Here is a 12263-nt window from a genome sequence, read left to right on the forward strand (position 1 = left end):
TGGGAGGAGATGGAGTCCGGATCGCGAGTCGCGGCAGGTGAAGGAGGGCGCTGATGTTCCTCGGCACCTTCACGCCCAAGCTCGATGAGAAGGGCCGCCTGATCTTCCCGGCGAAGTTCCGTGACGAGCTCGCCTCGGGACTGGTCATGACTCGTGGACAGGAGCACTGCATCGCCGTGTACCCGCTCATGGAGTTCCGCCAGAAGCTCGAGGACGCCCGTCGGGCGCCCACCACCGACAAGCGCATCCGTGACTACCTGCGAGTGCTGCTCTCCGGTGCGGAGGACGTCATCCCGGACAAGCAGGGACGCATCACCATCCCGGGCCATCTGCGCGACTACGCGGATCTGGACCGGGAATGCGCCGTCATCGGCGCATTGGACCGGCTCGAGATCTGGGCGCTCCCGGCCTGGGAGACCTACCTCGAGCAGAAGGAGCAGGGCTTCGCGGAGACCTCCGAGGAGGTGATCCCCGGCCTGTTCTGAGCTCGGCCCGAAGGACTCTCCGTCCTGTGAGACCTCTCGTCGTTCCCGCCCCGACGCAACTTCCCCGGTGGCGGGTCGGGAACGACGGGGAATCTGACAGGACGGCACCGCGAAGAGATCGCGGGGCCGGGCAGGACGCAGCACCCGGACCAACGCAGACAGCACGACAGCACCGACCCAGGGGAGGGGTGACATGGACCAGTCGCAGAGCCGGCGACCAGCTGAGGACCGACACGTCCCCGTCCTCCTGGACACCTCCGTCCAGCTCCTCGCCCCCGCGCTCCAGGAGCCCGGGGCGATCCACGTCGACGCCACGCTGGGGATGGGCGGCCATGCCTCGGCCGTCCTGCGGGCCGCCCCGCACGCCCACCTGGTGGGCATCGACCGCGACCCCCAGGCACTGGTCCTCGCCCGGGAGCGCCTGGACTGCGACGGGGTGGGGGCGCGGGCCACCCTGGTCCATGCCACCTACGACCAGATCCCCGAGGTGCTCGAGGACCTCGGTCTTCCCGGAGCGCACGGCGTGATGATGGACCTGGGCCTGTCCAGCTTCCAGATCGATACCGCGGACCGCGGCTTCTCCTACGCGGTCGACGCCCCCCTGGACATGCGGATGGATCCCTCCTCCGACGGCCCCACCGCAGCGGATCTGCTGCGGGACCTGCCCGAGACGGAGATCGCCCGCATCCTCCGCACGCTCGGCGATGAACGCTTCGCCAAGCGGATCGCCCGCCGTCTGGTCGAACAGCGCCAGGTGGCACCGCTGACCCGCAGCGGCGAACTGGTCGAGCTCCTGGAGCGGGCGATCCCCGCAGCCTCCAAGGCCAGCGGCGGGCATCCTGCCAAGCGCACCTTCCAGGCATTGCGGATCGCCGTGAACGAAGAGCTCGAGATACTCGCCTCCGCCATCGAGTCCGCCCTCGACAGCCTTCACCTCGAAGGCCGGATTCTCGTGGAGTCGTACCACTCAGGCGAGGACCGCCTGGTCAAGACCGCGTTCACGCGGCGTACCCGTTCCTCCGCACCGCCCGGGTTCCCGGTCGAGCTGGAGGAGCACAAGCCGACCTTCGCCCCGCTCGTGCGCGGTGCCCTCCAGGCTGACGACGTCGAGCGCGACGGCAACTCCCGCGCAGCCTCGGTCCGGTTGCGCGCCCTGACCCGAATCCGACCCGACCAGGGAGCACACTGAGATGGCCAGCACGTCCGCCGTTCATGCACCCGCGATCCGCCCGGTCCGCGGCACTCGGCGCTCCGCCGCCGCACGACCCGGCCTGACGGTCGTCGCCAGCCCGAAGACCGCAGGCAGCTCGATGCCGTTCACCATGCTGTGCACGCTGATCGTCGTGGCGACCCTCGCCGCACTGCTCTACCTCAACATCCAGATGTCCGACACGAGCTACGAGATCACCCGGCTGCAGGGCCAGTCCCAGCGGCTCACGGAAGAGAGCCAGGCGCTCGCCGAGACCAACGAGCGCCTGGGCACGCCGCAGGAGCTCGCCCGTCAGGCGCGCGAGATCGGCATGGTCCCGGTGGCGGATCCCGCATATATCGACCTCGACACGGGCGAGATCATCGGCGAGACGTCCCCGGCGGCGCAGACTGAGGTCAATCCGGAGCTGACCGAGGTGCCCGAGAAGGTCGCCGTGCCTCCGGCGCAGATCTATGACGAGCCCACCGCCTACCACGGCATGGGCAACGAAGGGGCCTGAGGATGACGCCACCGCGCAGCAGCCGGCGGAGCACCACCCGTGCCACGGGAGGTGCTCGAGGGCACCGGCCCGGCGGCACCGGAGGGACCCTCATCCCGCCGCCCCGGATCGGGGATCCCTCCACCCGGCACCGACTGCTCATCAGCGTGATCCTGGTGGCCGTCCTGGCGCTGTCCGGACGCCTGATCTGGGTGCAGGGCCTGGACGCGAGCGCCCGTGCCGAAGAGGCGATCGCCCAGCGCACCGTCACCCGCACCATCCCCGCCCTGCGCGGAGACATCACCGACCGTCACGGCACCACCCTGGCCAGCTCCGTGGAGCGGTACGACCTGTGGGTCAACCAGCTCCAGGTCGGCGAGTACCTCGAGAACTCGAAGTCCGCCGACGTCACCGGGGTGGCGGCGGCGCAGGACCTCGCCCCGGTCCTGGGCTGGAGCGTCTCCAAGACCGAGCAGGCACTCACCGGCGATGCAGGATTCTCCTACCTCCTCAAGAGCGTCGAGCCCGAGGTGCGTGACGCCGCGCTCGCGCTGCGCATCCCCGGCATCGGCGCGGACCGGGTGGCCGAACGGATCTACCCGGCAGGTTCCGTCGGCGGGAACGTGCTGGGCTTCGTCGGTGCCGACGGCACCGCGCTGGCGGGCACGGAGCTCTCCTTCGATGGCCAGCTCAGCGGCACCGACGGCAAGACCACCTACGAGCGCGGTGCGCAGGGCCAGATCATCCCCACCGGTGCGCAGGAGACCACCCCGGCGGTCGACGGCGATGACGTGGTGCTGACCATCGACCGGGATCTGCAGTGGAAGGCGCAGCAGATCGTCGCCGGCGCCGTCGAGACCTGGGGCGCCTCCGGTGGCAGCGCCGTCGTCTACAACGCGCACAGCGGCGAGGTGCTCGCTCTCGCCGAGTACCCGAGCTTCGACCCGAACACCCCCGGCGACTTCGCCCCGAGGACCTCGGCAACCGGTCGATCTCCAGCGTGTTCGAGCCCGGATCCACCGGAAAGCTGTTCACCCTGGCCGCGGCGATCGAGGAAGGGGAGGTCACCCCGGAGTCGGAGTACGAGATCCCGTACGAGATGTGGTTCGACGGCCACCGCGTGAAGGACTCGCACCATCATCCGGACCAGCGCCTCACCCTCGCAGGGGTGCTCAAGAACAGCTCGAACGTCGGCACCGTGCAGATCGCCGAGACCGTGAGCCCCGAGCTGCGCTACGACTACCTCAAGGCCTTCGGCCTGGGGGAGAAGACCGGGGTGGAGCTGCCGGGCGAGTCCGCCGGAGTCGTCCACCCGGCCGACCAGTGGAAGGGGCGCACCCGCTATACGACCGCCTTCGGCCAGGGGTACAGCGTCAACGCCCTGCAGATGGTCTCCGCCGTCGGCACCTTCGCCAACGACGGTGTGCGGGTCCAGCCCTCCCTGATCGCCGGCCTCCGACAGCCTGATGGCTCCGTGCGACCCCTCGGCGAGCCGGAGAGCACTCGGGTGGTCTCCAGCGAGACCGCCGAGACGATGCGCGCGCTGATGGACAACTCGGTGGACGAGGAGCAGTCCTCCGCCGCGGTGGACGGCTATGCGGTCGGCGGCAAGACCGGCACCGCCCAGGTCGGCGACGGCACCTACACCGCCTCCTTCATCGGCTTCGCCCCGGCGGATGACCCCGAGCTCGTGGTCGGCGTTTTCGTCTTCGGACTGAACACCTTCATCTCCGGCAGCCGCGCTGCGGCGCCCGCCTTCTCCGAGCTGACCGCCTTCTCCCTCCAGAACCAGGGCATCGCCCCGACCGGTGTCCCGGGCGCGAGCTCGAGAACGAGTGGTGAACCCGTGATGACCCCGATGACCGATCCCGCGCTGGAACCCGCCCGCCCCCGCCATGCCCACGGCGCGACGGCGGGGGACCTCGCCCGTGCGCTCGGCGCACCGATGCCGGGTGCTTCCGGTTCCGAGGCCGATCCCGTGCTGTGCGGAGTCACCCTCGACTCACGCTCCGTGGAGCCCGGCGACCTCTGGTGCGCGCTGCCCGGCGCCAACGCCCACGGCGCCCAGTTCGCCCAGCAGGCCGCGGATCTCGGCGCGGCGATGGCGCTGACCGACCCCACCGGCCGGGAGCGCTGCGAGGCCGCTGGACTGCCGGTGCTCGTGGTCCAGGATCCGCGCACCGCCACCGCCACCGCCGCGGCCCTGGTGCAGGGCCGCCCGGCCGCACGCCTGGTCACCATCGGTGTCACCGGCACCAACGGCAAGACCTCCATCACCACCGCGATCACTCGCACGCTGCTGGAGCTCGGGGTCCCTGCCGGTGCGATCGGCACCAGCGGCACCAGCTATCGCGACGTGCACGGCACGGACCATGCCATCGGCACCGTCCGCACCACCCCGGAGGCTCCCGAGCTGCACGGTCTGCTCGCGCGGATGGTCGAGGACGACGTCGAGGTGGTCTCGATGGAGGTCTCCAGCCACGCCCTGGTCCTGCACCGTGCGGACGAAGTCGTCTACGACATCGCCTGCTTCACCAACCTCACCCAGGACCACCTCGACTTCCACGGCTCCATGGAGCGCTACTTCCAGGCCAAGCGGCTGCTGTTCACCCCCGAGCATGCGCGTCGCGGCATCGTCTGCGTCGATGACGACTGGGGCCGCCGACTGGCCCGGGAGGCTCTGGTCCCGGTGACCACCTACACCACGAAGGCGGACGTCGAGGCGGACCACCGGGCCGGGCCCCATCGCCCCGAGGGCTACGGCTCCACCTTCGAGGTCGAGGGCCCGGGAGGCACCCGCACGCTGCGGGCCGCGCTCCCCGGCCGCCACTACGTCGCCAACACCCTGGCGGTCGATCTGCTGCTGGCCGCGATCGGCCATACCGGGGAGGAGGTCACCGAGGCGCTGGGCCGGGCCGGCACGGTCCCCGGGCGGATGGAGTCCGTGGCCGCCGCCCCGATCCGCGGCATCGTGGACTACTCCCACACCCCCGACGCCCTCGAACAGGCGCTGACCACCCTGCGCGGCATCCCCGGCACCGGCCGCCTCCTCGTGGTGATGGGGGCCGGCGGCGACCGCGATCGCGGCAAGCGCCCCCGCATGGGGGAGGTCGCCGCGCGCCTCGCCGACGTGGTGGTCGTCACGGACGACAACCCGCGCAGCGAAGACCCCGCAGCGATCCGCCGCGAGGTGCTCAGCGGGGTCCCGGACGATGCGAACGCGCTGGTCCACGACGTGGACGGGCGCGGGAAGGCGATCGCCCTGGCTGCCTACCTGGCGGACGTGTCCGACACCATCCTCGTCGCCGGCAAGGGGGCCGAGACCGGGCAGCAGATCGGCGGTATCGTCCATCCGTTCGATGACCGCCTCCGATTGCGGGATGCACTGCGAGATGCGCACACGGCGCGCGGGGGCGCCGACGACATGGACGAAGGACGCTGAACATGCTCCAGACCACGGCACGGGAGATCGCCGACCTCACCGGCGGCGCACTGGTGGGAGGCGCCACCGGGGACGAGATCGTCACCGGAACCGCCGCCATCGATTCTCGCGACGTCGGCCCCGGTGATCTGTTCGCCGCCTTCGACGGCGAGCACGTCGATGGCCACGACTACCTCGGCGCCGCCCGGGACGCCGGAGCCGCGCTCGCCCTGGTGGCCACGGACCACGACATCCCGGCAGTGCAGGTCGACGACGTCCGAGCGGCGCTGTCCGCACTGGCTCGTGCCCAGCTCACCCGAGCCCGGCGGCAGAATCCGCAGCTGGTGGTCCTCGCTGTCACCGGCAGCGCCGGCAAGACCGGCACCAAGGATCTGCTGGGGGCGATCCTCGGCGCCTCCGGCCCCACTGTGGCTCCCGTCGGCAGCCTCAACAACGAGCTCGGCCTGCCGCTGACCGTGCTGCGGCTGAGCGCCGAGACCCGGTTCCTGGTGCTCGAGATGGGGGCGCGCGGCATCGGCCACATCGCCCAGCTCACCGCGATCGCCCGCCCGGATATCGCGCTGGTGCTGAACGTCGGCTCTGCCCATCTCGGCGAGTTCGGCGGGGTCGACGCCATCGCGCAGGCCAAGGGCGAGCTCGTCGAAGCCCTTGCGCCCCACGGCCGGGCGATCCTGAACGCGGAGGACAGGCTTGTCGCAGGGATGGCCCCGCGCTCCGCCGCTCCGGTCGTCACCTGGGGATTCACCACCGGGGACGTCCGCGGTGCCGGCCTCCGCCTCGACGAGCAGGCGCGGGTGAGCTTCTCGCTCGAGGTGCCCGAGGGGCTCACCACCCTGGACGGCGATGCCGTGAGCCCGGGAAGCTTCCCGGTCAGTCCCGATCTGCTGGGCGAGCACCAGGCCGCCAACGTGCTGGCAGCGCTCACCGCAGCCCTGGTCGCCGGGGTGGAGCCGGCTGCGGCCGCCGCGACCCTCGAGGGGGCCACCCTTGCCTCCGCGCAGCGGATGCAGGCCCTGCGCGCCGGCGGAGTGCTCATCATCGACGACGCCTACAACGCCAACCCGGATTCCATGAAGCAGGCGCTGAAGACGCTTGCCCACCTCGGCCGCAGCCACCGCACCGTCGCCGTGCTCGGTGAGATGCTGGAGCTGGGGCCCGACAGCGTGCGGCTCCACGACGAGATCGGGCGACTCGTGGTGCGTCTGAACATCGGCCAGCTGTACGTGGTGGGCACCGGCGCCGCCCCCATCCACCACGGGGCCAGCCTCGAGGGGAGCTTCGGCGGGGAGTCCGAGCACCTCGACACCGTCGACGAGGCGATCGCCGTGCTGGAGCAGACCGTGCGGCCCGGCGACGCGGTGCTGCTGAAGTCCTCCCGCGACGCCGAGCTGCGGCGCATCGCGGGCCCCCTCGTCGAGCATCTCGAGCGTCTCGATGACCACGACCAGTCGCAGACAGGAGCCGACCAGTGATCGCGATCATCATCTCCGGGGCGATCGCACTCGTGCTGTCGATCTTCGGCACGCCCCTGTTCATCAAGGCCCTCGAGCGCCGCGGCTACGGGCAGTTCATCCGTGACGACGGCCCCACCACGCATGCCACCAAGCGCGGCACTCCCACCATGGGCGGCGTCGCGATCATCCTCGCGGTCCTGGCGGCGTACTTCCTCACCCACCTGGTGCTGTGGACCTCGCCCAGCGTCTCCGTGCTGCTGGTGCTGTTCCTGGCCGTCGGCCTCGGGATCGTCGGCTTCCTCGACGACTACCTCAAGATCTCCCAGCAGGACAGCACGGGGCTGCGCCCCCGGTACAAGCTGCTCGGCCAGTTCCTGGTCGCGACCGCCTTCGCCGTGATGGCGCTGCTGTTCCCCGACGAGAACGGGCTGACCCCCGCGTCCCTGCACATCTCCTTCGTGCGGGACGTCCCCTGGCTGGACCTCGCTTTCCTGGGCACCGTGGTCGGTTTCCTGCTCTTCGCCATCTGGGCGAACTTCCTGGTCGCCGCCTGGTCCAACGGAGTGAACCTCACCGACGGGCTCGACGGCCTCGCCAGCGGCGCGACGATCATCTTCACCGCCGCCTACCTGATCATCAGCTTCTGGCAGTGGCGACAGGTGTGCAACGTCGATCTCGACGCCGGGGGACTGGTGCACTGCTACGACGCCCGCGACCCGCTGGACACCGCGGTGCTGTGCGCAGCGATCATCGGCGCCTGCGTCGGCTTCCTGTGGTGGAACACCTCGCCCGCCAAGATCTTCATGGGCGACACCGGCTCGCTAGCCCTCGGCGGCGCGATCGCGGGCCTGACCATCATCTCCCGCACCGAGATCGTCGGCGCCGTCATCGGTGGCCTGTTCGTGATCATCTCGCTGTCGGTCATCATCCAGGTCGCCAGCTTCAAGCTCACCGGGAAGCGCGTGTTCCGGATGGCGCCGCTGCAGCACCACTTCGAGCTCAAGGGCTGGAACGAGGTCACCATCGTGGTGCGCTTCTGGATCGTGGCAGGCATCCTCGCCGGTATCGGACTGGGCATCTTCTACCTCGACGCCCTGCCGAGGCTCACGTCATGACCGCGCAGCCGGCCGGACTCGCGGCCGAGGAGCGTTCCTGGCCCGGCCTGGACGTCAGCGGGCTGCGGATCCTGGTGACGGGTTTCGGGGTCTCCGGCTATGCCGTCGCGGATCAGACCATGCAGCGCGGCGCGCAGGTGCTCGTCATCGACGGAGCCGACGCCCCCGCATTGCGCGAGCGCGCCCAGATCCTCGAGGTGCTCGGAGTGGAGTTCCGCCTCGGCGCGGAGCACCTCCTCGCACTCCCGCAGGACCGCACGATCGACCTGGTGGTCACCTCCCCGGGCTGGCGGCCCGATCAGCCCCTGCTGGTCGCCGCCCAGGCCGCCGGGATCCCCGTCTGGAGCGAGATCGAGCTGGCGCGCCGGATGCAGGCCGCCGACGGTCCCGCCTGGCTGGGCATCACCGGCACCAACGGCAAGACCACCACCGTCACCATGCTCGAGTCGATCCTGCACCAGGCCGGGCTGCGGGCGGTCGCCTGTGGGAACGTCGGCCTGCCCGTCATCGAGGCCGCACTGGACCCCGAGGGCTTCGAGGTGCTGGCTCTCGAGCTGTCGAGCTTCCAGCTGCACTGGACCGAGCATCTGGACTGCGAGGCGGCCGTGGTGCTGAACATCAGCGCCGACCACCTGGACTGGCACGGCGGTGCGGAGGCCTACGCCGCGGCCAAGGGCCGGATCTTCGAGGGCGCGCGCACCGCCTGCGTGTACAACGTCGCCGACTCCGTGACCCGGCATCTGGTCGAGGAGGCCGACGTGGTCGAGGGAGCGCGGGCCGTCGGCCTCACTCTGGGGGTCCCCGGGCCCTCCGAGCTCGGCCTGATCGACGGCGTCCTGGTGGACCGGGCCTTCCTCGCCGAGCGCCGCTCCGCGGCCGCTGAGCTCGCCACGCTCGAGGACCTCGCCCACCTGGGTCCGCAGGGCGCCGGCCCCCACCTCGTGCTCGATGCCCTGGCCGCCGCCGCGCTCGCCCGGGCCCACGGGATCGAGGCCCGCGCGGTCCGCGACGGCCTGCGGGCGTACCGGATCGGCAGCCATCGCGCCCAGCACCTGGCCACCATCGACGGCATCGACTACGTCGACGACACCAAGGCGACGAACCCCGCTGCCGCGGCCGCCTCCCTGCGCTCCGCAGCGCGCGTGGTCTGGATCGCCGGCGGTGACGTCAAGGGCGCCGATCTCGATCCCCTGGTCGCCGCGGTGCGCGACCGACTGGTCGCCGTCGTGCTGCTGGGCATCGATCCGGAACCGTTCACGACCGCTCTGTCGCGACACGCACCGGAGATCCCCCTGCGGCGCATCGATCCGGGTGACACTGGCGGCGACGCCGGGCGATCCCGGCTGATGGACGACGCGGTGCAGGCCGCTCGCACGCTCGCCGAGCCCGGTGACGTGGTGCTGCTGGCTCCCGCGGCCGCCTCCATCGACCAGTTCCGTGACTACGCGGAACGGGGGGATCTGTTCGCGGCGGCCGTGAGCCGACTGCCAGGAGAGCGCGCATGACGATGGAGGACACCCGCCGAGGATCCCGTCGCGATGCACCTCGCTCCACCGAGGTGGTGCGGCCCGACGAGGAGCAGCCGCTGGGCAACATCGGCGACCGCGTCCGGGACGGTGTCGCCGGTTGGCTGCGGTCCCCGGCGCTCGACTTCTACGGACTGATCGTCGTCGCCACGCTGCTGGTCAGCGTGGGCCTGGTGATGGTGCTGTCCTCCTCCGCAGTCCTCAACATCTCCCGCGGCAACTCCGGCTTCGCCGGGCTGTTCCGCCAGGGCACGTTCGCCACGATGGGGCTGGTGCTGCTGATCCTCGCCTCGCTGCTGCCTCCGGGCTTCTACCGCCGGGCGGCGTGGCCGCTGCTCGGCATCGGTCTCCTGCTGCAGTGCCTGGTCTTCGTCCCCGGCCTGGGCGTCGAGGTCGACGGCAACCAGAACTGGATCCGGATCGCCGATCTGACGCTCCAGCCCTCCGAGTTCCTCAAGCTCGCGCTCGCCGTCTGGCTCGGGGCCCTGCTCTCCATGAAGCGACCGCTCCTGCACCGGCCCGCGCATCTGCTCTTCCCCCTGGTCCCCGGAGTCCTCCTCTCCCTCGGCCTCGTGATGCTCGGACACGACCTGGGCACCATGCTGATCATGGCCATGCTCGTGGCCGCGGCGATGTGGGTGGCGGGCATCCCGCGGCGCTGGTTCGCCCTCGCGGGTGCCGCAGGTCTGCTCGGGATCATCGTCCTGACCATCACCAGTGCGAACCGCATGGCGCGCATCACGAACTGGCTCCACGGGATCTGCGAGGGCGACTCCTGCTATCAGTCGGACCAGGGGCTGATGGGCCTCGCCGAGGGCGGCTGGTGGGGCGTGGGGCTCGGCGAGTCCCGCCAGAAATGGGGCCGGCTCCCCGCTGCGCAGGACGACTACATCTTCGCGATCCTCGGGGAGGAGCTCGGCCTGATCGGCACCCTCGGCGTGCTGCTGCTGTTCACGGTCTTCGCACTGATCATGGCGCGGATGATCACCCGTCTCGACGACGGTTTCATGCAGATCACCGTGGCCGGCATCAGTGCCTGGCTGCTCGGGCAGGCCTTCGTGAACATGATGGTCGTCACCGGTCTGCTGCCCGTCATCGGGGTGCCTCTGCCGTTCATCTCCTCCGGCGGCTCCGCGCTGCTGGCGTCCATGCTCGCCCTCGGCGTGCTGATCTCCTTCGCACGTCGGGAACCGGGGGCCGCAGAGGCCATCGGTGCTCGGCTGCACTCGGTGCGCAGCTCCATCAGCGTGCTGCCGGCGCCCCGAGGACGCACTGCGGAGCCCGCGGTCGCACGCTCTGCTCCCGCGAAGCGCTCGGCCGGCACCGTGAAGCGCTCGGGCGGCACCGCGAAGCGCCGGACCGGCTCAGCGAAGCGCTCGGCGCCGGCGGAGCGCCCCGCGACCTCCCGCCCGCGGACTGCACGCGGCGGCGCCTCCCCCTCCTCCCGAAGGTCCTGATGTCCTCCACCTCGCCCCGCATCCTCCTGGCCGGGGGTGGCAGCGCCGGGCACGTCTCCCCGCTGCTGGCCACCGCCTCCCAGATCACCCGTCGCTGCCCGGAGGCCGAGGTGACCGTGCTCGGGACCCCCCAGGGGCTCGAGGCCGATCTGGTGCCCGCCGCCGGCTACGAGCTGGTCACGATCGACAAGGTGCCCTTCCCGCGCCGACCGTCCGGTGCCGCGCTGCGCTTCCCGGGCCGTTTCCTGGGCACCCTGCGGGAGGTCCGCACCCTGCTGCGCGAGCGCGAGATCGACGTGGTGGCCGGGTTCGGCGGCTACGTCTGCCCTCCCGCCTATCTCGCCGCCGCCTCGCTGCGGCGACCGCTGGTGGTCCATGAGGCGAACCGCCGACCGGGCCTGGCCAACCGGCTCGGCGCCCCCCGGGCGAAGGCGGTCCTGACCGCGTTCGAGGGGTCGAGCCTGCCCGGTGCACGCCGCATCGGCATGCCGATGCGGGAGGCGATCGCCCATCTCGACCGCGCAGCACGTCGTGAGGAGGCGGTGCGGGCCCTGGGCCTGGACCCTTCCCGTCCCGTGCTCCTGGTCACCGGCGGGTCTTTGGGCGCGCAGCGCCTGAACGCCGCTGTGGCGGAGGCCGCGCGGGCGTTCACCGACGCGGGAGCGCAGATCCTGCACATCTCCGGCCGCGGGAAGGCTGATGACCTTCCCCGGCACGAGGGCTACCGCGCCGTGGAGTACGTGACCGCGATGGAGGACGCCTACGCCGCGGCCGATCTCGCCCTGACCCGCTCGGGAGCCGGGACGGTCAGCGAGCTGACCGCCGTCGGCCTCCCCGCCGTGCTGGTCCCGCTGCCCATCGGCAACGGTGAGCAGGCGCTGAACGGGGAGCAGGTCGTCGCCGCCGGCGGCGCCCTGATGATCGCCGATGACGAGCTCGATGCCGCCTACCTCACCGGGCAGGTGCTGCCGCTGCTGCAGGACCGGGATCGGCTGCGAGCGATGAGCGAGGCCGCACGCACCTTCGGGATCACCGATGCCGCCGAGGTGATGGCCGACGTCGTGACCGGCATCGCACGCCGAGCCTGACGCGGGCG

The 12263-nt window shown here is 71.3% G+C and carries 9 protein-coding genes and 1 pseudogene; all 10 read left to right on the top strand.

The genetic code is table 11. From position 1 onward, the window contains the following. Positions 1-53: 53 nt before the first annotated feature. The 10 genes and pseudogenes from mraZ to murG all read left to right on the top strand — a co-directional run bounded on the left by mraZ (position 54) and on the right by murG (position 12255). Positions 54-485, top strand: a complete 432-nt coding sequence (mraZ, locus tag CFK39_RS13340) for a division/cell wall cluster transcriptional repressor MraZ (RefSeq protein WP_089065867.1) — start codon at positions 54-56, stop codon at positions 483-485. Positions 486-678: 193 nt separating this feature from the next. Beyond that, positions 679-1674: a 16S rRNA (cytosine(1402)-N(4))-methyltransferase RsmH gene (rsmH, locus tag CFK39_RS13345; RefSeq protein ID WP_089065868.1), complete on the top strand. Its 996-nt coding sequence runs from the start codon at positions 679-681 to the stop codon at positions 1672-1674. Between the two features lies 1 nt (position 1675). Beyond that, positions 1676-2194, top strand: a complete 519-nt coding sequence (gene ftsL, locus CFK39_RS13350; RefSeq protein ID WP_089065869.1) for a cell division protein FtsL — start codon at positions 1676-1678, stop codon at positions 2192-2194. A 2-nt stretch (positions 2195-2196) separates the two neighbouring features. Next, positions 2197-2865 (top strand): annotated as a pseudogene (locus CFK39_RS17390) (peptidoglycan D,D-transpeptidase FtsI family protein); the annotation flags it as partial. Positions 2866-3173: 308 nt separating this feature from the next. After that, positions 3174-5615 carry a UDP-N-acetylmuramoyl-L-alanyl-D-glutamate--2,6-diaminopimelate ligase gene (locus CFK39_RS13360; RefSeq protein ID WP_338027681.1) on the top strand — a complete coding sequence of 814 codons (2442 nt, stop codon included), beginning with the start codon at positions 3174-3176 and terminating at the stop codon, positions 5613-5615. 2 nt (positions 5616-5617) lie between these two features. Next, entirely contained in the window at positions 5618-7087 is a 1470-nt protein-coding gene (locus CFK39_RS13365) for a UDP-N-acetylmuramoyl-tripeptide--D-alanyl-D-alanine ligase (protein WP_089065871.1), read from the top strand. After that, positions 7084-8184: a phospho-N-acetylmuramoyl-pentapeptide-transferase gene (gene mraY, locus CFK39_RS13370; protein ID WP_089065872.1), complete on the top strand. Its 1101-nt coding sequence runs from the start codon at positions 7084-7086 to the stop codon at positions 8182-8184. Before CFK39_RS13365 ends, mraY begins: the two co-directional genes overlap by 4 nt. Beyond that, positions 8181-9689, top strand: a complete 1509-nt coding sequence (gene murD / locus CFK39_RS13375; RefSeq protein WP_089065873.1) for a UDP-N-acetylmuramoyl-L-alanine--D-glutamate ligase — start codon at positions 8181-8183, stop codon at positions 9687-9689. Before mraY ends, murD begins: the two co-directional genes overlap by 4 nt. Next, positions 9686-11167 carry a putative lipid II flippase FtsW gene (gene ftsW, locus CFK39_RS13380; protein WP_089065874.1) on the top strand — a complete coding sequence of 494 codons (1482 nt, stop codon included), beginning with the start codon at positions 9686-9688 and terminating at the stop codon, positions 11165-11167. The genes murD and ftsW overlap by 4 nt, the downstream gene beginning before the upstream one ends. Then, positions 11167-12255, top strand: coding sequence for an undecaprenyldiphospho-muramoylpentapeptide beta-N-acetylglucosaminyltransferase (gene murG / locus CFK39_RS13385; protein ID WP_089065875.1), 1089 nt, complete (start codon positions 11167-11169; stop codon positions 12253-12255). Before ftsW ends, murG begins: the two co-directional genes overlap by 1 nt. Positions 12256-12263: the final 8 nt, after the last annotated feature.

It is taken from the genome of Brachybacterium avium, from assembly GCF_002216795.1.
In the GTDB taxonomy this organism is placed as follows: Bacteria; Actinomycetota; Actinomycetes; order Actinomycetales; family Dermabacteraceae; genus Brachybacterium; species Brachybacterium avium.